At 54.1% G+C, this 19,124-nt stretch carries 16 protein-coding genes; 5 read left to right on the forward strand and 11 right to left on the reverse strand.

The genetic code is table 11. The annotated features are described in order from the left end of the window. Window positions 1-230: 230 nt before the first annotated feature. Together IPM28_15945 and IPM28_15950 are read right to left on the reverse strand one after the other, a co-directional pair. Complete coding sequence (locus IPM28_15945; protein ID MBK9174476.1) at window positions 231-605, reverse strand: DUF2203 domain-containing protein; 375 nt, start codon at window positions 603-605, stop codon at window positions 231-233. Next, window positions 602-1,318 (reverse strand): NYN domain-containing protein, encoded by a 717-nt coding sequence (locus IPM28_15950; protein ID MBK9174477.1) that lies wholly within the window; start codon window positions 1,316-1,318, stop codon window positions 602-604. Before IPM28_15950 ends, IPM28_15945 begins: the two co-directional genes overlap by 4 nt. Window positions 1,319-1,595: 277 nt before the next feature. On the opposite strand from IPM28_15950, the gene IPM28_15955 reads away from it, so the two are divergent. From IPM28_15955 to IPM28_15965, 3 genes are all read left to right on the forward strand, one after another. Further along, window positions 1,596-2,612, forward strand: a complete 1,017-nt coding sequence (locus tag IPM28_15955) for a hypothetical protein (protein ID MBK9174478.1) — start codon at window positions 1,596-1,598, stop codon at window positions 2,610-2,612. Next, a complete protein-coding gene (rlmB, locus tag IPM28_15960) occupies window positions 2,609-3,460 on the forward strand; it encodes a 23S rRNA (guanosine(2251)-2'-O)-methyltransferase RlmB (GenBank protein ID MBK9174479.1) in 852 nt (283 codons plus the stop codon). Before IPM28_15955 ends, rlmB begins: the two co-directional genes overlap by 4 nt. Before the next feature lie 63 nt (window positions 3,461-3,523). Further along, on the forward strand, window positions 3,524-4,108 hold the full coding sequence (locus IPM28_15965) for a zinc ribbon domain-containing protein (protein ID MBK9174480.1): 585 nt from the start codon (window positions 3,524-3,526) through the stop codon (window positions 4,106-4,108). A 4-nt stretch (window positions 4,109-4,112) separates the two neighbouring features. On the opposite strand, the gene IPM28_15970 is transcribed toward IPM28_15965, so the two are convergent. The 4 genes from IPM28_15970 to IPM28_15985 form a co-directional block, all read right to left on the reverse strand. Next, window positions 4,113-4,949, reverse strand: coding sequence for an SDR family oxidoreductase (locus IPM28_15970; GenBank protein MBK9174481.1), 837 nt, complete (start codon window positions 4,947-4,949; stop codon window positions 4,113-4,115). Beyond that, window positions 4,936-5,169, reverse strand: coding sequence for a hypothetical protein (locus IPM28_15975; protein ID MBK9174482.1), 234 nt, complete (start codon window positions 5,167-5,169; stop codon window positions 4,936-4,938). Before IPM28_15975 ends, IPM28_15970 begins: the two co-directional genes overlap by 14 nt. A 17-nt stretch (window positions 5,170-5,186) precedes the next feature. Next, complete coding sequence (locus tag IPM28_15980; protein ID MBK9174483.1) at window positions 5,187-7,334, reverse strand: hypothetical protein; 2,148 nt, start codon at window positions 7,332-7,334, stop codon at window positions 5,187-5,189. A gap of 233 nt (window positions 7,335-7,567) precedes the next feature. Then, window positions 7,568-11,755, reverse strand: coding sequence for a VCBS repeat-containing protein (locus IPM28_15985; protein MBK9174484.1), 4,188 nt, complete (start codon window positions 11,753-11,755; stop codon window positions 7,568-7,570). A gap of 124 nt (window positions 11,756-11,879) precedes the next feature. On the opposite strand from IPM28_15985, the gene IPM28_15990 reads away from it, so the two are divergent. Next, entirely contained in the window at window positions 11,880-13,220 is a 1,341-nt protein-coding gene (locus IPM28_15990) for a winged helix-turn-helix domain-containing protein (protein MBK9174485.1), read from the forward strand. Here the strand turns inward: IPM28_15990 and IPM28_15995 are convergent. The 5 genes from IPM28_15995 to IPM28_16015 are packed head-to-tail and all read right to left on the reverse strand — an operon-like array spanning window position 13,129 to window position 18,641. Further along, window positions 13,129-14,529 carry an NAD(P)/FAD-dependent oxidoreductase gene (locus tag IPM28_15995; protein MBK9174486.1) on the reverse strand — a complete coding sequence of 467 codons (1,401 nt, stop codon included), beginning with the start codon at window positions 14,527-14,529 and terminating at the stop codon, window positions 13,129-13,131. The genes IPM28_15990 and IPM28_15995 overlap by 92 nt on opposite strands. Window positions 14,530-14,577: 48 nt before the next feature. Further along, window positions 14,578-15,597, reverse strand: a complete 1,020-nt coding sequence (locus IPM28_16000; protein ID MBK9174487.1) for a ThiF family adenylyltransferase — start codon at window positions 15,595-15,597, stop codon at window positions 14,578-14,580. Window positions 15,598-15,600: 3 nt separating this feature from the next. Continuing rightward, entirely contained in the window at window positions 15,601-16,332 is a 732-nt protein-coding gene (locus IPM28_16005; protein ID MBK9174488.1) for a zf-TFIIB domain-containing protein, read from the reverse strand. Further along, window positions 16,329-17,837 (reverse strand): shikimate dehydrogenase, encoded by a 1,509-nt coding sequence (aroE, locus tag IPM28_16010; protein MBK9174489.1) that lies wholly within the window; start codon window positions 17,835-17,837, stop codon window positions 16,329-16,331. Before aroE ends, IPM28_16005 begins: the two co-directional genes overlap by 4 nt. A 24-nt stretch (window positions 17,838-17,861) precedes the next feature. Further along, window positions 17,862-18,641 (reverse strand): tryptophan-rich sensory protein, encoded by a 780-nt coding sequence (locus IPM28_16015; protein ID MBK9174490.1) that lies wholly within the window; start codon window positions 18,639-18,641, stop codon window positions 17,862-17,864. Between the two features lie 246 nt (window positions 18,642-18,887). Between IPM28_16015 and IPM28_16020 the strand changes: the two genes are divergently transcribed. Next, a complete protein-coding gene (locus IPM28_16020) occupies window positions 18,888-19,121 on the forward strand; it encodes a hypothetical protein (protein MBK9174491.1) in 234 nt (77 codons plus the stop codon). Window positions 19,122-19,124 lie beyond the last annotated feature (3 nt).

Genomic DNA, 19,124 nt, shown 5'->3' on the forward strand with positions numbered 1-19,124 from the left:
GGATAGAGTTGGTGCAAGGTCGCGTTTACAAACGGGGCACATCATAGGCGTGGCAAACTACAATTTTTCGTGATTTCGAGCGCGAACGGGGCAAAACACGGAAATAGTATCAGAAGTTACTTTAACTCGTCAACAGTAAAGCGCACAAATAGATACACTTTCGGCTTTCCTGCCAGCGAAGCGCGCTAACTCGTTTAAACAATGGATTTACAAATATGTTACAAAACCGTTCACAATGGCTGACGGCCCGCAAAACCCGCATCGATCTCGTGCCACCAACCGATCTCATCGGGTTCGCCTAGTTGCCAGCAAAGGAGGACGACTCGATCGTCCCTCATCGATGGAAAATCGATCAGTCCGCGCGTGTAGTCCTTGATCTGGACGCCTGTCTCGCCGATCTCCGTGGTCAGTTTTCCGATGTCGTAAAGCGATCGGACGTACTTCGAACCGCCGATCATTCCGCCGCCAAATTCTGACGCACCGGCCGCCGCTCGCGCCGGCTCACGATACCGTGACACGTTTTCATAAAGCCGCTTGATCATTTCGAGCTTTAATCTGACACGCGGTATCAACAGATTTGCTTCTTGGACCGTAAAGAGCTTCATCGATCACCATTCGGATGGCGAAAGCCCGTGATATCGTCACGGTCGTCGTCTGAGAATACTGAATCGATCGGCGGAGTTCTCACACCGCGAACCAACGGCTCTCGCGATTGTCCGCGAATGATGTCGGGAACCGGCATATCCTGGCTGGAGATGAACGAACCTACTTCGTAATCTTCCTGCAGACTGCCGTCCTTTCGGATCAGCTCCGCGATCTCGCCTAGATCGATAAAAAAGTCGGCAACGTCGATCAATCGAGGAGCAGTGTTCGACCGGAACCCGGCAACTTCGACACGGCAGCCTTTATACGCGACCGCATTTACGGCGTAAACGAAGTCCTCATCGCCCGAGACAAGTACGGCCGTATCGTAGCGGCCCGCCAGGCTGAGCATATCGACGGCGATCTCGACATCGAGGTTTGCCTTTCGCGTTCCATCGTAGAACGTCTTTAATTCCTTCTGTACGACCCGAAATCCATTCCGCCGCATCCACAGCAGGAAACCCTGCTGGCGTTCGGCGCCGGCGTCTACGCCGGTGTAGAAGAAGGCACGCAGAAGCCTGCCATCGCCCAAAAGTATTCGAAGAAGCTTGTTGTAATCGATGTCGATCGTGTGAAAACGAGCAGCGTGAAAAAGGTTGTTGCCGTCGATGAAAACGGCTACACGTCCGCGGTGACCGAATTTCCACGAAGATCCCGTAGAGGTATCGAACTGCATGATCTTGACCTCAAATATTCAATTTACTTGACTATTTTGAGCGGACAAGCGGCAGGAAAGGCTGGGGCTAAACAAAATAACGAACTGCAAAAGTATCGACTTCGTCAAAAAGCGTATCGAAAATTATTTTCAAACTATCAGCTTACCTTAACAAACATCTGACCATCCCAACGAGCTGCAAATGCACCCTCAAAATAGACTGTCTCTTAGTTTGCATCGACAATCTCCATCGGTCAAGCATTTCTCGTGACTTGATGATAAAATCGCCCCAGCGAAGATGAGCGATGACATAGTTGAAAACGAGAATAGGCCTGTTTCGCCGAACGACGATGTGCTTCCGCGGGCGATAGGCTTTACGGCCGACGAAATGGCGTCGTGCGGCCGCTGCGGCAAAGCGAACCCGCCGAACAGGCTGAAGTGCTTTTATTGTGCATCTGAACTGGAGTTGCCCGTCGGTTCGACGGTCGCAGTCAGGTTGAATCTCCGCACGCTCGAGAAATGGGAACGAGGCCTCAACGTCATCATAAACCGAAATGATCGGAGGACGATCGAACCGGCTACCGAGAGATTATGCAATTCGGTCGGTCTTGATGCCGCATTACTGTCCCGGATACTCGCGTCAGGTTCGGCCTTGCCGTTCGTGCGTGTAGAATCAGTTCGAGAATCCGATATCGTCGTCGGCATTCTTGCCGAGGCCGGGATCGATGCGATCGTGGTCGGCGACAGTGAACTTTCATCTGATATTTTGCCAGTTCGACTTCGATCGATAAGATTTCTCGACGGTCAGATCGAATTTACGGCCTTTAATGGCGACAATACATTTGTCCACGATACCGGTGAGATCGAGTATGCGGTTCTGGGGATGATCGTAGAATCCCAAATCGAGGCTACGACAAGAAAGAAGAAAGGCGAGGTAAAGACGCTCGAAGAATCGGCAACGTCGTCTGACCAATTGGTGGTCGACATCTACTCATCCGGCCATGATCCCGGCTTTCGTATTCCGACAACCGGTTTTGATTTTTCCTGTCTTGGAAATGAGAAAGGGCTGCTTGCCGCAGACAATCTCGAAAAGCTCTTGCGTTTGATCGAGGTGAGATGTCCCGATGCTTCGATCGATCGATCGTATCGGGAAAACCGATCGCTGCTCGACCTTGTTTGGGAACCCGAGCGAACACGTCACTCTGCAGGATTCCAGCGTTCGGGGTTCGGCCGAAAGGACCTTGCTCACGTCGATACGACGAATAATTTGGAGCAATTCACAAGATATTCGCGGATGCTCCGACATTTAAAATGAAAAGATCAGGGCCACGTCAAAATGAAAAGCTGCGGGATGATACTGGTCGGGCCAAGCGAGATCTGCCTCGGCCGAAGTTCGAGCGGGCGGCCGCATCCGCTCATTTGATCTACGGAGTTTTACCGGTTCTGGAAGCGCTGCGGGGAAACGCTCGCCGGATCGACAAGGTCTATATCACCGACGGGGCAAGGGAGCACCGTCTTCGCGAAATAAGCGAACTTGCAAGAAAGAACGGCATCGCGGTGAACCTGATCTCGCGCGATAACATGTCGTCAATGGTTCCGGCTGAAGCGAACCATCAGGGTGTCGTCGCCGCCGCTTCGGCGGCCGAATATACGTCGGAGACCGAACTGTTGGAAAGCGCCGGCGACGGAGCATTGTTTGTGATTCTGGACGGGATCGAAGACCCGAGGAACTTTGGAGCGATACTTCGTACGGTCGAGTGCGCCGGAGCTGACGGCATTTTCATCCCGGAACGGCGAGCGGTCGGTTTGACCGAAACGGCGGCAAAATCGTCTGCGGGCGCGACTGAATACGTTAAGGTTGCGAAGGTCCCAAATGTGAACCGACTGATCGAAGAACTGAAAACCCGAAACGTATGGGTCGTCGGGACCAGCGGCGATGCTTCGCTCGATTACACAGATTGGGACTGGAGCCAGAATTCTGCACTCGTTCTCGGGAATGAGGGAAGCGGGCTCCATCGCCTGGTTGCCGAAAACTGCGACGTCTTGGTCAGGATCCCGATGTATGGAAGAATAGATTCCTTGAACGTATCTGTGGCAGCCGGCGTAATATTGTTCGAGGCACGACGACAGAGAGCCGCGAAGGCCGAGCACGCGCTCGAGTGAATTCGTATACGATCTCGTTCATGAGTAGTTCGATGGTATTCTTCAATTGAATTCGAGACAATTATGTTTTGTCCAAAATGTGGAACTAAGAACCCTGACGACGGCAAGTATTGCCGAAGCTGCGGAGTCGATCTAGGGAATGTTTCGGCGGCATTGGCGGGCAAAAAGCCATCGATGCTTGGCGACCTCGATCAAGATCTTGGATTAGGTTTGGCAAGCGACGATTTTGCCGAAAAGCGGCGTCGAAACGATCCGGATGAGGTCTATGGAGATGGTGTAAAGGCTATAATCAGCGGCGTCGGCTTTCTGATCGTATCGATCGCGTTGTTTACAACGGGCGTTGCGGGTGGTCATGCATGGTGGTGGGCAATGCTGTTTCCGGCTTTCTCGTTTCTGGCGAAGGGAATCTCGGATCTCGTAAAGGCGAAACGAATGGCATCGTCGAGGGCGCTTTCATCAACAGTTCATCAAAACACCATCGGAGGCCCACAGGCATCGGAATCGCTGCCGCCGGCGATGACCAACTTTGTCGCGCCGGAATCCCGATATAAGACGGGCGACCTGGTGCCGCCAAGCGTCACAGACAGTACGACAAAACTTCTCGAACTCGACACTGAGGGCCAAACGATGACATTGCCCAAAAAATAGGCCTTCACTTTTTCCGAAGGCTCATCTTGTGGCCGTTGAGTCTCTCAATTATCCGTAGATACCGTTTCGGGAACATCCTGGAAATATGGCTTATTGATCGAGCGTCTTTCCCTATCAATATTCTCGTATCGCGTTTCGCTATTCCTTCGAAAATTACATTCGCCGCTTCTTCACTACTCGTCTTCGCGACCTTTTCGAATAGTTTCGTGCCCTGCTGCTTCCATTCATCGGGAGCGTCTTTGCCGACCCGCGAGTTTCTGACGATGTTGGTCCTTATGCCGCCGGGATGGACGCATGTGACGAAGACACTTGTGCCCTCTAGCTCGTGCCTGAGGCTCTCAGTGAAACCGCGAACGGCAAATTTTGACGCTGAATAAGCGCTCTGCTCCTCGGGGGCGATCAGGCCGAAAACGCTTGAGATGTTCACGATCGCAGATTCAGGCTGATCCAACAGCGTTGGCAAAAAGGCCTTGCAGCCATTCACGACACCCCAAAAATTAATGCCCATCAACCATTCAAAATCGTCGATCGAGAGCTGATCGAATCGGCCGATCAATCCGACACCGGCATTATTCACCAAATGCGAGACACGGCCGAATCGTTCGAGAGTGCGATCACGAAGCGCGTCAACCTGAACTCGATCGCTGACGTCGGCTTTCTGCGCAAGGACGGCAACCCCAAGCCTCTCGATCTCATCGGCCGTTTCACTTAGTCCGAATTCGTTTACGTCGGTGATCGCAACGCCACCGTAACCGGCGCGTCCAAATCTGATCGCGAGCGCCCGACCGATACCCGACGCCGCACCCGTTACGACTGCTATCTTCCGCTCATTCGTCGTCATCGTGAAACGGGCCGTTGCAGTCATCGCAATGCGGCACGACCTCCTGGACGACCTCACTCGCGTCGCGAACCAATCTTCCGCACGACGGGCACTCGGCGTTCCGATGCCAGCACTTCAGGTCAAATGCCTGAATGCCGTTTCTTTCGGTGACGATAGTGACGGTCGTCTCTTTGCCGCATATGCCGCAGGTTGCCGAGTCGCCTTCTTTCAATGTGAGCATATTTTTTTCTCCAAGAATCACGGCTTTCTAACCGTCGCCCGAGCACTGCCGGCGTTTCCGTTCGAGTCATAGACGCGCAGCGTGACGGAACTCTCATTGCCGGGCCGAATTGGGACTTCCACCGTGAAGCGTTCGTCGGGACCGTCAGCGATCCCGTCATCCGGGAAAACGGTCAACCACGTGCCGCCGTCGATGCTGTACTCGGCGCGTGAAACGTAACTGGCCCGATCAGAAGCAAGAAATACGATCCGCGCAAGATCACCGGCGACCTGCGGTTGTCCGGAAACCAAAACACTCGGCTGCGTGTTATCGATAGTAAATGCATCGCTTACCCGTTCACCGGATAGAGCCAAACTCGCCGGATTTGTTACCGAATCTCGAGCAACGATCTTGATGGTGTATCGTCCGTCCGCAAGGCTCTGGCCATCGAGCGAATAAAAATTATCGGCGATATTCGCTTTTAGCAGTTTGTAATCGCGGTCAGCGGCCTCTTTGAAATATATATCGTAAACGAGTTTATCGCCGTTCCGATCTTCAGCAAGCCATTGAAAGGCGGCTGCACCGCGTTGATAGGCGCGACGTGGCGGCACCTGTTGTACAGGGATCCCGAACACGGCAGGATCGATACCCGACAGTTCGATATTCGGGTCGATCTGCATCGGCGGATTGGCTATCAAGCCGACATTTGGCGGAAGCATCGTTATCGAGAGGACCTCGGGGGCGATATTGCGGCCAAGAAACGCTACGTTGACTTCGTTCAGCGTTGGACGCGGCGTGGCTCCTTTGAGTGTTGCCCGCCACTGAAGGAAACGGGATATGGGGCTTGGTACGCGGCTGCTCGAGCCTTCGGTTCGTACGGTTTCCCAGCTGCTCCACGTCTCATTCGGAAGTTCGGTGTTGCCGCTACGGGTTTCGAGCACAACACTGCCTGCCGATCGCCACCAAATGCGGCCCCAGGAAGCGCTGGATCTTGCGTCCAGAATCGGCGACTCGTAGCGGCCCTCGGCAACTGGTTCAGGTCCAATTTTGAATAGAATGCCTTGATTGCTCGAGGCTGCGTAAAGGTTGCTTCCTGTACTGAATATCGTTGAAACCTGACCCGCATCTGACTGCGAGACCAAAGTCTCACTGCCGTCATTTCTAACACTGTATATCCGACCCTTTTCGGATGTACCGATAAGCACACCATTTCCGGTCTGGTGCGCGTATATCGAAAAGCCGGTGACCGTTGGTGACGACCAGATGACGTCGTTCGCGCCGTCGGCGTAGATCCGATAAACAGCGGATTTGGCAGCCGAAAGGTCATAACGGCTTTTCGGAGGTGCTTCGGCCTGAGCAGGATTTGGTTTGTCGACAGAAACCGAGTTTCCGGCAGGTGTTGCTGATGGCGTCGGTGCATTGGCGACCGATTCGGCAATGGCGAGTGCATAAATCGAGCCGTCCGGACCGACCGAGACCTCGTGTATCTCCCGCAGCGGGGAGTCGATAAGGGCGAATGGCCTTCCATCCGGGCCGAATCGTATCACCAGGCCATTCGGATCGGTCCCTGCGAAAAGATTCCCCTTCTGATCGGCTGCCAGCGAGATAATGTGTGTCTCACTCGTGTCGAACATCAATGCTGCTGCCGGCAGAGCACCGGCGGCCCGCACCCGATATATCTTTCCGCTCTCACCAGTTCCTACTGCAAGGCTTCCATCGGCCATGACCGCGAGCGACCAGATGTATTTTTCTTTCGGCTCGAAATAGACGTCGGCCTTCCCTCCGGCATCGATCCGGTAAACCTTGCCATCGGGCGAGGTCGCGGCGTAAAGTTCGCCATTTCGCCCAATTGCCAGGGCCGAGACGTTCAATTCCGCCAGATCGGTGAAAAGCGAGCCGGTGCCTGCCGGAGTTATCTTAAAGACCCTGCCGTCTCCACCCGTTCCGAGGTACACATTTCCGCCGGCGTCGATAACGCCTGACCATACGAAAGGCTGTCCGGTCTCGAACATCCTTGAGAGTCTGGGCGCTATCGAGATCGTCCCGTTCGATTCGATCGAGACGCCCTGCGAATCGCCTTTCAAAACCTCGGCCCGCGAATCTATCGACCAGATCGACGTTTGGCCTTGGACTGTCGATATTGTTGTAAGGACAAGAACTGCAAAGAGGGTAAAAAGATTTTTCATGAGCAATTTAGGGAAACTTAATTGCTCTAGATATTAGAATATTATCTTGTAAAAAGACACAGCAGAGGATGTTTGATACGGTTCGGCGACGATGCGACGTCCTCGTCGCTAGAAGTCTGGCTTAATGCCTAACACCTGTCAAGCTTTCGAAGGAACCGGTCGACAACGTGCAAGTCCGAGGCTGTCTGAAAAAGTTGAAACACTTTTCCAGCCAGCCTCTTTCTCGCGACCGTTTACGGAATATAAGCACTCGGAACAGGCTTATCGCCGGCCGTACCGAAATTCAATATCGCTACTCCATCGGTTGATCGATTGATGAACCATGTCGCTGTCGAGGGCCGAAATACGGCAGGATCCACAACTGCGTCGCCATCGTAATCGGAAGGAGCTGGAATGTCGCCATTCGATCCCCAGGGGAACGCGAAAAACGAGCCGTCCTCGGAGCGAAGCACAAACCAAAAACCGGTGGAAGGACGCCAGAAAGCAATGTCGGCTTTACCATCGCCTGTATAATCGCCCTGCACCGGAGAATCGGTCGATGATCCGAATTGCGCCGCCAGAACTTGACCGTCAGAACTTCGGCGATGCCACCATTCAGCGACGTTCGGGCGGAAAATCGCGACGTCATCGAGTCCGTCGCCGTCATAATCGGCGACCACGGGCTTGTCCTGGGTTATTCCGAATGGAACTATCGCCGTTTGCAGGTCGCCCGAACGAAGAATGAACCATGTCCCGATCGAAGGACGAAATACCGCCGAATCGAACTTGCCGTCGCCGTCAAAATCACCGGGTGCAGGAATGTCGCCGTTCGCTCCGAAGGGGAATGAATAGAATGTTGAGTCTTCTGAGCGAAGTATGAACCATATCCCATTCCCGGGTCGCCAGAATGCAAGGTCGCTCACACCGTCGCCGGTGTAGTCGCCCGGTGTGATCCGGTCGGTGGACGTGCCAAAACTTGCGGCATTGACAACTCCGTCGACACTCCGCATGAACCACCATTCTCCGCTCGACGGGCGAAAGATCGAAACGTCAGCCTGGCCGTCGTTGTCGAAACTGTTGGCCACGCTTCTGATACGGACGCATCTTGAGAACTCCGAAGTGTTGCCGTCCGTATCCGTCGCGGTTGCCGAAACGCACCGCGCCGATGAAGGAATGATAGGCACGGTTGCGGTGAAGTTCATCTGACAGCCGACGGGAACGGCTACATTGATCTCTCCGAGGCTTCTTTCGCCTTCGCCGAAACCGGAAGGGTCAGCCGTTTCGTTTCCGTAGAATCGTAAACGATAATCCGGACCGACCGCGCTGTTGAACGTGCCTGTAACTCGAATGTTATTTCCCCGCCTGATGGCAGAGGCTATGACCGGGTAGTTCTGCAGGTGATTCGTGCCGTTTTCCGGATCGCAGGCGTCATTCGGCGTCACGCCGTCATCGCCCAGATCGATCCCTAAACCGTTATTGTCCCAGATCCGATTGTGGGCGACGAAGTTCTCCACCGAGAAGATATCGCTGGTCGCCAGATTCACCCCGTTTCCAGCGTTGCGCGTAATTCGATTGAAGGTAACATCGTTCTGACTAAAGGCAGTGACAAAACGAATTCCGTCGCCGCCGTTTCCTAAGTTCAGGCTTCCATTGACGTTGGTACCAATGAAATTGTCCTGAAGATCCAAATTATACCCGCCGTCGATCAATATGCCGTGACTGCCATTGGCGGCGATGGTGTTGCCAATGATTCTGCCGTTTCCCACCGCTCCGCCGCAGCTGGTCGACAGACCAACGCCGCCGTTCCCGAGCGGGTTGTTGCCGCCAGCGTCCGTTCCGATAAGGTTCTGTGCTATGGTATCGCTGCTACCAACAGTGTTACTGCAATACAGAATGCCGCCGCCCGTGTTGCCGGAAACTACGTTTGAAGTAAGCAATGCAGCGATCGAACCGCCAAAAAAGATTCCGAAGCCCCCGTTTGGAATTGCCCCGCTTCCCGCCGCGTTCGTGCCGACGAAGTTCCCGGCAATTAACGGAGTTAATGAGCTAGCCCCCGTCGTGCCGGTTTCGATACCGTGAATGCCGTTGCCGGAAATGATGTTTCGCGCCGCCGGATTTACGCCGCCGATGGTGTCAAAAGGCACTCCGGTGCTTCCGTCGATGCCGAAACGTGCATTTGGAAGAGCGGCTGTTCCGGCCGCATTCGTCCCGATCCGGTTGCCCTGGATCAGTTTTGCCAAGACGCCGCCGTCGCCGCCAGTTCCTCGAATTCCACTTGCGCCGAAAATTGCGTCGCCAGTGGTCCCGGAAATAACATTGCCCGCTCCCGCCGTCGTTCCGCCGATCGTCAGATTCTCGCCTTGAATACTGACTCCGCTGCCGAAATTTCCCAAGGCAACCGTACCGGTAATGTCCGTGCCGATAAAATTTCCCTGCACGAGGAGGGGGTTTCCGTTAAACGGCCCATAGGCCGCCACGCCTAATCCGGTGCCGGTCGAAATTATGTTGCGGGCTGCGGGCGCCGTGCCGCCAACCAAATTTGCGCCCTGGGCGGCGATGCCGCCTGTGTTGTTGACCGGACTTCCCGCAGCGGCGGTTCCATCGGCATTCGTGCCGACGCGATTGCCTTCAAAGATGTTGTTTCTCCCTTGCGGATTCATGTAATAATTTCCGCCGACGCCATTGATCACCAATCCGCGAAAAACACAATTGTCGGTCTGCGAGCCGGTAAAAATGTTAGCAGGCTGATCATTCGTACCGGTGATCTGGACCAAACCTCCGGGCTGCGATGCTGCGTTAATTACGGTCGGAGGAGATAAGCTGTATGTGCCGCCCGGTATCGTCGGTACGCCGGCGATCTGAATATTGAAATTGATCTGCTGCGCGCCCCCCGAAAAATTAGCTTGTTCGACTGCCGCCCGCAGACTGCAGGCTCCAACCGGACAGGCTCCCATGTTCAGCGGAACCGTGCAGCAGACATTGTTTGAAAGATCTTCGTCGGGGGCAAGGGAAGTACTATCCACTATGAGACTCGCCATCGGCGCGGTCTGCACGACAGTCGGTGCAACCGAGTTATCCTTCATCACGACCAGATCGCTGAGGGCGTCGATGTTGAGACGCATCGGCAGGATCGCCGTGATCTTTCCCGTCGAATCGAGCGAGGTTTGCAGATCGAAGTCTTGCCCGGCATAATTTACGGCCTCCGTTTCACTTTTCGGCGGCGTAATGTCGCTCGTCAGAAGATGGATCGATTTTTCTACACCAATCACCAGGGTGTCGACCGAGCGGGCCGAAACGCGTGCAGACAGTAACCTTGGCGTTTCTGTGCCCGAAAAGTACTCTGGCAGGGAAACCGACGATTGTACGTCCCATTCGGACAACGCTGTCCCGCGCTTCTCTAAGAGATGAACTTTTCCGTCGTTCGAAAGAAGAGCGATCTCGTGTCGAAATGATTCGCTCTTGATGAATTCGCCGACTGCGACTGCTTCGATCCGAAAATCGAAGGTCCGGCGGGACAGAGTTACGGCCTCTGCCGAATTTCCGGTGCCGTCGAACAACAATTTTCTGTCGCGTCCTTGCAGAACGGCGAGTTCGCTGCCCGCCGCCACGACCAGATCATAATGCGCATCACCTTCGATCGAACCGATCGTCAGCGAAGTTATCGGCGCGTCGAATTCGTAAACCTCCGGCTTAGCCTTCATCACCCCGTAGGGATCTTCAAAGATCAACAACTGCGATCCTTGCCCGGTTCGAATGCCGACGATCAGATCGTTCGTTCCGTCGCGACGATTAAGGTCGTCCGCCAGGAACGCCGTCACATTTCCATTCAGCTCAAGAGTTTTGACGAGGACAAGATCGCCTTTGCCATTGCCTCTAAGAAAACGAACGGAACTACTGTCCCGTGCGGCAACCGCAATGTCGAAATGACCGTCAGCGTCAAAGTCGCCCGCAGCGATAAAGTCCGGCACGAGGCTATTCGTCGAAAAGACCCGTGCCGGTCCGAGGAAGGACGCACTGGTGAATACGCCCTTCGCAAGACGATCTTGTGCTTCGGCGGTGTTCGGAAAGACCGAATCGACATTTCCCCGAAGTAGCGAAATGGCACCGGTCGAGCCGATCTTGCTGCCCGTCACCAGGTCCGGCATTCCATCTTCATCAAAATCAGCGGTGGCTGCCGACAGCGACCGAGCATTGCCGCTATCGATCCCTGCGATCAGTTCCCGCGGTCCGTCAATGGCGACCTTGATCTCTTTGCCATCGCCAAGGTTTATCCATGGGTTTCCGCGTTGCGATGCGAAAATGTGAATATTGTCGCTCCAACTAGCAGTCGGAACAGAACGGACTTCAGTAGCGTGCGACGTGGTACCCCGAAAGAAATAGGACCCGCTCAGCGCAATCACCAGAAGTAAGGGAAGCGTCAAAAACCTGCTGTTTTTCTCCATTACCTTGCACCTCAAATTTTAGGATTCAAGCCGATCAACTTGTTGGTCGAGATTAGGCTTAACACATCTCAAAAATCCTCAAAATTCATATCAAAAATTATCAAAATTGATGTAACATCAACGGATGCCTGCAAATAGCGCTACCGGGATCTACGAGTTTGAGGAGTTTAGGCTCGACACGGTCAACCACCGGCTTTACAGCCGCGCCGACGGCGGCCCCGTCGAACTTTATCCGAAGGCCATCGAATTGCTCGTCTATTTGGTGCGCAATAATTCTCGCGTGATCTCAAAGGAGGAACTGCTCGAATCGCTTTGGCGCGGAGCAGCCGTCGAGGATGCAAATTTGCCGCAGACCGTGTTTGTGCTGAGAAAAGCTCTTGGCGAGAGCCGATCAGATCCGCGATTTGTACTTACCTATCCGAAGCGGGGTTATCGGTTCATTGCTCCGGTGCGGGAACTTGACCGATCGGAGATCGTCGACGTCCAGCATCGCCACCGTGTCGAACGACGCGGGACCATAAACGATGAGGCTTACAGGGCATACGTCCAAGGACGCTTTTTCTGGAACAAGCGCACAAGCGTTGGGTTGAAGAAAGCGGTCGAGCATTTTGAACAGGCGATCGAGAATGATCCGGGATTTGCAGATGCGTACGAGGGCCTGGCCGAATCTTACCAACTGTTATCCGAATATTATTCGTCGATCGTGCCAAAAAAAGTCCGAGGCCGAGACCGACGCAGCGAGATAGATTCCCAACTCGCCGATGCCCATGCATCGCTCGGATATGCACAGGCGTTTTACGACTGGGACTGGGGAGCAGCTGACGTGTCTTTCAAAAAAGCCCTCGAGGTTGACCCGAATAACATTTCGGCCCTCCAATGGTACGGCGAGTATCTATGCGTGATGGGCCGGTTCGAGGAGGCTCTGGCGGTGCTCGACCGTGCGGCCGAGATCAGGCCAGACTCACCGGAGCTAATGACCATCAAAGCGGTCTTGTTTTACCTCCGCGGTGACGCGGACATGCTCGTAAAACAGGCGCGTTCGATAGTCGCAGCAGACCCGGATCACGCTTACGGTTATTTCTACTTGGGTTTTGGCTACGAGTTAAAAGGTCAATACAAAAAAGCGGTCGATAATTTCGTTAAAGCTGCTGTAAAGTTCGGCGAACCCCAGGAATGCGCTGACGAACTGCTTGATGCGTTCACGCGAAACGGCATGGACGGCTTGTGGGCCATGAGGCTCGAGCAATATGAGACCAGGCCACATTTGAGGGACTATCCTGCCTACCTAAAATCACTTGTGCCGGCGCGACTCGGCGACGCCGACTCATCATTCGCCCATCTTGAACGAGCTTACCAACAACGCGACCGGGGCATCATTTACGCGCGTTTTGAGCCTTTTCTGGAGCCGATCCGCCATGATCCGAGGTTTGGCGATCTGATCCGCCGGATCGGGTTCGATGGCTGAAACGATCGATCACCTTGACAGCTTCGGGGCCCTCCAGAAAGAGAAGTGCGTCTCGGAGTTCGTGAGCGTCACCGGTTATCAGCCGGGCGCTTCGTTCACGTGTGAGATACGCCCAGAACCACGATGCCAGTACCACCAACCGATTACGAAAACCGATCAAAAAGAAGACGTGAAGGAAAAGCCAGAAGAGCCACGCGACAAGGCCGGTCGTTTTGATGCCCGCAACATCGGCGATCGCTTTGCTGCGGCCGATCGTCGCCATTGTTCCTTTATCGACGTATTCGAAATCGGTACGGGGCCTTTCATCGATATCAGCAAGGATGTTCTTAGCGGCGTGCGTCCCCATCTGCATCGCCGCCGGGCTGACCCCGGGAACGGGCTCTCCGCTCCGCTGCATAAGCGAAGCCATGTCGCCGATCACGAAGATGTACTTTGCGGATCCGAGGCTAAGGTCATTTTCGATCTTCACCCGACCTGCCTTGTCTGTTTCGACGCCGAGCTGTTTGCCGAGCGGCGAAGCGGCAACACCGGTCGCCCACAGAACTACCTCGCAGTCGATGCATTTCTCGCCGACCTTAACGCGACCAGGCTCGATATGGGTGACAAAACTGTTCAAGTTTACCTCGACGCCAAGGTCCTCAAGCTGAGTCTTGGCGCTTTCGGAAAGTTCGCTCGCAAAGCTGCCGAGCACGCGGTCGGACCCTTCGAAAAGCATCACTCGCGCTTTCGTCGTATCAATTGCTTTAAAGTCATTCTTAAGAGCCTGGCGGGCGATATCCGCAATCGCACCGGCGAGTTCTACGCCCGTTGGGCCGCCGCCTACGACGACGAAATTGAGCGGGTCGTGTTCGCCGGTTAGCGCGGCCTTTCGCTCGGCGAGTTCGAAGGCAAGGAAGATCCGCCGCCTTATCTCGACAGCATCTTCGATCGTCTTCAATCCCGGTGCAAGTGTTTCCCAATCGTCGTGCCCGAAATAAGCGTGCCGGGCTCCGGCAGCGACAATGAGGTAATCGAAGCCGACCGTCGTGCCGTCATCGAGAGTCACTGATCTTTCAGCAATACTGAATCCCGTGACCTCACCAAGAATGACCTCGATATTGTCGGCTTTGTTTAAGATCCGTCGGATAGGATATGCGATCTCGCCAGGCGACAGAACTGCGGTTGCTACCTGATATAGAAGCGGCTGAAATACGTGATGGTTCTTTCGGTCGATCAAAATTACGTCGACGGGCCGATTCGCCAGAGCCTTGGCTGCCCAAAGGCCCCCAAATCCACCGCCGATGATGATCACTTTTGGCTTTGTCCCCATATTATCCAACGCGAAAACCGACAAGAGTTTAGGTCAAATCCACCGGCATCAGGTTCCGATAAATCGTGAATAAAGCGACCTTGCCTCTGACACATCATCAGTGCCCTTGATGATCGCACGTCCATCGCCAAAGATCGTGATCTCCGTTCCGCCCGTGGTGAATCGGACCAAATATTCGTTCTGTTTTACTTCGCCCAGAGGGCCGAGACGCGAAGCTAACCCATCAAGGTCGAATTTTGTCGGCTGCGGCGGTGCGATCTGGACTGCGTTGCGGCCGCACAGAACGGCAGAAAACTCATGCGATTCGGCGTCGAGAAATTCAAACCGTCTCTGCCGGCAGCTGGGGCAATCGGGCGTCGGGCCCGCAAGTCTTATCTTGCGCCAGTCGTTCGCCCAAACGTCGATCTGCAAAAGCGATCGATGGAGCGAAGCGTTGTCGCCGACGAGCAGCTTGATCGCCTCAGCTACCTGAACGGCTGAGATGCTTGCAATGATCGGCATTATCACGCCGGCCGTGTCGCATGTTGGTGAACTTCCGGCGTCGGGCATTTCCTCAAATATGCATCGCAGGCATGGCGTTATGCCCGGAATGATGGTCATCGTCGTACCGTAACTAGATACGGCGGCGCCGTAGATCCATGTCGTCCCGTGCTTTACGCATGCGTCGTTGAGCAAATATCGGACCTGGAAATTGTCGGTGCCGTCCAAAACCAGATCGCAGTCACCGATCAACGATTCGATGTTCGAATTATTTACGTCGGCTACGACCGCCTCGATCTCGATCTCCGAATTTATCTCAGCGATGCGATGCTTGGCGGCGACCGCTTTGGGAAGCCGCTCGAACGCGTCAGCTTCTTTGAAAAGTGTCTGCCGCTGCAGATTGGTAAACTCGACAAAATCCCGATCGACCAACCGGATATTCCCGACGCCCGCGCGCGAGAGCATTTCAGCATGCGAGGCTCCGAGCGCCCCACAGCCGACGATCAAAACGCGGGCGTTGAGCAGCCTTGCCTGCCCATCACGGCCGATCGGGGGAAACAATGTCTGGCGGCTGTATCGCTCGTTCATTTATTAATCGAAAAGCAGTTCAATAAACTTGCCAAGCCTCGAACTTTCGGCAACATCGTCATATTTGGCTATACCGGCGCGCCGCTCGATCAAATCGAGGCGTCTTTTATCATCTTTTAGTTTCATTCGTTCATCCTCGATCGCGATCTTTTCTTTCTCGCGGGCACGTGCCATTCCGCCTTGGCGGATGAACGCAATAATTTTCGGCAATTCGTCGGCGTCGAACCAAACGCCGTGCTGCTTGCAGATGTCGATGATCACACCTGAGGATCGAGCGAAATTGCTTCGGTTCATCAGTTGATCACAATCCGGGCAGGGCACATAGCTAATCGTTGCCGGATGCGAATCAGGGTGAGCATCACTTTTAACGAACCCGAGAACGGACGCCTGACTCTCGCGGTCCGCACAAATACTTTCAAATGTATCGATGCCGGACCAAAATCCGCCGCACTTCCCGCAATCACGGATATAGACATTGTCGATCTTCAGTGATTGCAACCCTATCCTGCATCTTGGACATACTCCTGTTTCCTTATCATCGACAACCGTCACCTCGCTCGCCTTGGTGCCGCAGTGTGTACAGTACTTGCTCCCAAGAAACATCGATCCTAGACAGGATGGACATCCGACCGTTTTCAATCGCGAACGGCAAAATTCACACTGTGTGCGGTCACTCATAACGGCACCGCCGCAATTTGGGCAATTAAGTGCCTCGGGCTTTTGTGGTTCGTTCATTTGGATAAGCGCTTTCGGGCCGCAGAAAGCATCACATCAAGCGACGGTGTGTGGCCGGTCCACATCTCGAACTGGTGCACCGCCTGACCGATCAGCATATCAAGGCCGCCGAGCGTTTCGCATCCCGACGCTCGAGCTTCTCTAATGAGCAGCGTCTCTTCAGGATTATAGATCAGGTCGTAAACGAGTTTGACACCCTTCATTTGATCACCTTTTACGATCGCCTCGCTTTCGAAGCGGCCTTTTGTCCCGACGGGCGTCGCGTTGACCAGGATGTCGGCCTGCAAACTCTGCCGCGTTGCCGGAAGACTGCTTGATCTGCAGCCGAATGCTTCAGCGAGCTTTTTAGCCTTTGTTTCATCTCGTGCAAAAACCGTAACCTCCGCACCGGCTTCTTTCATGGCGTAAATGCAGGCGCGTGCAGCTCCGCCCGCACCAAATAGTGCGACCCGTGCGCCTTTGATATCTCCGAACTTCTGAGTCAGAGGCAGAATGAACCCGGGCGCGTCGGTGTTGAATCCGACCAGTTTTTGGCCATCTATCCTAACGGTATTGACCGCGCCGATCGCGGTTGCCATGTCGTCGATCTCATCGAGATACGCGATGATCGCCTGCTTGTGGGGATTCGTGACTGAAAACCCACGAAAATTCAGATCAAACTCGCGTGTTTCAAGCCGCACCATCCGACGTATGAACTCGGCGACATCTTTGACCTGAAGAGGGACGAAAACACGGTTCATTCCTGCCGCTCTGAATGCCGGATTGTGAATAAACGGCGACATCGAATAACTCGTATCACCGGCAATAATGCCGTACACCTCAGTATTGCGGTTTAGGTCCTTGACGCCGAAAACCTCGATCATGTCCTTGGCAGTTATCTGGCCAGGAGCCGTCTCGGAGCCTTCATCGAGAGCCGCATAGGTCATATATGCTCCGTGAGCAAGCCCGAGTATCCGTGTCCATTTGCCGGCTTCACCCATCGCGATCGGGATGAGGTTCCGGCTCTCGGCTACGGCACGTTCCAGCAGCTTCCACAACGGGATCGCGTCGATCGCATCGTCTGCCGTTTGCGCAAGTTTCAACGCGAGGCAATCTATCTTTGACAGCTCGGCATAAAATATTTCGAGATCGGAGCGAGGCGTGCCGAAATCATGAAGTGAAACGACCGTCACTTTATCAGGACGGTTCTCAGGCCACCGCCAGCTGAATTCCTGATCGAAGATGATGTTCTGTTCCTTGAACCGTTCGACCGCTGTTTTCCAGAATGCGGTTCGCTCGACCGGATCGATCTCTCGCCGACCTCCCTGGTTCGCCGGACGAAATGTCAAGAGGAATTGCTTTGCGGTCTGGGGCAACCCGTCGAGGACAATTCCGATCTGTATCGGTTCGAGACAATCAAAGCGTATTTCAATCACATCTGCCAGTTGTTCGGCGGGTCTGATCTTCTCGAAAAGCTCGGTCGCGGTCTCAGCGCAGATTGAAATGCAGATCTTGCCTTGGTTCACGGTGATGTGCGGCCGATCAGACGGCTATTCGGCGTTTCGCGGCCGGTCGGACGACGGAAGGTTGACGACGAAGCTGAGCGTTGCAATAAGACAAGCTATGACGGCGATCGCAGCTGCAACGACTATCGCCGTCTTTCCGCTTTGCTTCACGGCGATCGCAGTCAAAGCCCACGCAATAGCTAATGGATAGATGTAGTTCGCCATTCGGAATCTAACGATAATGCCAAGCGCCCCGGCGATCATGATCAGAACGACAGCTATGACGGTATTTGCCGTCGCCGACAATTCGACCTTCAGGTAGGCCAACATTATCGAAAAATTCACAAGCGTTGCCGCGGTGACCCACCCGAAGTATATTCCAAAAGGCGCCTTTGCCAGCCAATACTCCCCGACAGCTGCTTCGGTGCTGCGAAGCTGCCAGTTGATCAGGAAAAGTGAAGCAAGCAGCGCTGCGATAAGGCCGAAACAAACAACGATCTGGTCGGAATGCCACATATAGATCCATGAGCAGTTGAGAACGCACGAAATGATATAGAGTGAGCGTATACTGCGAAATCGGACCAGATTAGCCGGCAGCAGTTGGTAAATGCTGAAAACGATTATTCCAAGGTAGATCAGGCTCCAGATGGCAAAGGCGTAGCCGGCCGGTGTGACAAGGGTTTGGTACTTTTCGGATATTTCAGCAGGTGTTACACCGCCGATATAGCCCATGGCGGCGAGCCAGTTAAAGATTATCGTGCCGATCGTCGCCACCAGCACGAGGATCGCACGAAGGCGTTCGGTACCTGTCGCAGTTTCGGTCATAATGATGAAATTGTAACAATAAAGCAGCTCGGATCACTTGAAATATTCACGTTTTCGTATGAGAATCGCCGAAAACGTAAAGTTTTGTAAATGCCCGGTCAGTGGCTAAATGAACGTTTCCAACTAAAATGGTGCGGTTTGCGTCATACGATGGTCAATGGCACTGCGATTGCCTTAGAGACAAGCGGGACGCACTTTCCCTCTTCCCCTGTTGCGTTAGTAAATGGAAGAGAGAGTTGTAGAGCGATGAATACACTAAAAAAGACAATCTTCACACTAGTTGCGGTGGTCGGGCTTTCGCTCGCCGTTTCCGCACAGAGGGACGATCAAAAAAAACCGCCGCCAAAGGATCCGGATCGCCCGGTCGTGACCCCGAAGGATAAACCTCCGAAGGATCAGCCAAAAGGCGGCGACAAGCCGAAGAAGCCGAGCTTTGCCCTTTATTTGGCGGCGAAAAGAATCGAAACTGAAATCGCATAAGCG

This window comes from Chloracidobacterium sp. (genome assembly GCA_016716305.1).
Classification (GTDB): Bacteria; Acidobacteriota; Blastocatellia; order Pyrinomonadales; family Pyrinomonadaceae; genus OLB17.

Bases quoted from the DNA above. Each gene is read 5' to 3' on its own strand.
- IPM28_15955 (MBK9174478.1), top strand. From the start codon at position 1,596: ATGAGCGATGACATAGTTGAAAACGAGAATAGGCCTGTTTCGCCGAAC.
- IPM28_15990 (MBK9174485.1), top strand. From the start codon at position 11,880: ATGCCTGCAAATAGCGCTACCGGGATCTACGAGTTTGAGGAGTTTAGG.
- IPM28_15975 (MBK9174482.1), bottom strand. From the start codon at position 5,169: ATGCTCACATTGAAAGAAGGCGACTCGGCAACCTGCGGCATATGCGGC.
- IPM28_16000 (MBK9174487.1), bottom strand. From the start codon at position 15,597: ATGAACGAGCGATACAGCCGCCAGACATTGTTTCCCCCGATCGGCCGT.
- IPM28_15995 (MBK9174486.1), bottom strand. From the start codon at position 14,529: ATGGGGACAAAGCCAAAAGTGATCATCATCGGCGGTGGATTTGGGGGC.
- IPM28_16005 (MBK9174488.1), bottom strand. From the start codon at position 16,332: ATGAACGAACCACAAAAGCCCGAGGCACTTAATTGCCCAAATTGCGGC.
- IPM28_16020 (MBK9174491.1), top strand. From the start codon at position 18,888: ATGAATACACTAAAAAAGACAATCTTCACACTAGTTGCGGTGGTCGGG.
- IPM28_15985 (MBK9174484.1), bottom strand. From the start codon at position 11,755: ATGGAGAAAAACAGCAGGTTTTTGACGCTTCCCTTACTTCTGGTGATT.
- rlmB (MBK9174479.1), top strand. From the start codon at position 2,609: ATGAAAAGATCAGGGCCACGTCAAAATGAAAAGCTGCGGGATGATACT.
- IPM28_16015 (MBK9174490.1), bottom strand. From the start codon at position 18,641: ATGACCGAAACTGCGACAGGTACCGAACGCCTTCGTGCGATCCTCGTG.
- IPM28_15980 (MBK9174483.1), bottom strand. From the start codon at position 7,334: ATGAAAAATCTTTTTACCCTCTTTGCAGTTCTTGTCCTTACAACAATA.
- IPM28_15970 (MBK9174481.1), bottom strand. From the start codon at position 4,949: ATGACGACGAATGAGCGGAAGATAGCAGTCGTAACGGGTGCGGCGTCG.
- IPM28_15965 (MBK9174480.1), top strand. From the start codon at position 3,524: ATGTTTTGTCCAAAATGTGGAACTAAGAACCCTGACGACGGCAAGTAT.
- IPM28_15950 (MBK9174477.1), bottom strand. From the start codon at position 1,318: ATGCAGTTCGATACCTCTACGGGATCTTCGTGGAAATTCGGTCACCGC.
- IPM28_15945 (MBK9174476.1), bottom strand. From the start codon at position 605: ATGAAGCTCTTTACGGTCCAAGAAGCAAATCTGTTGATACCGCGTGTC.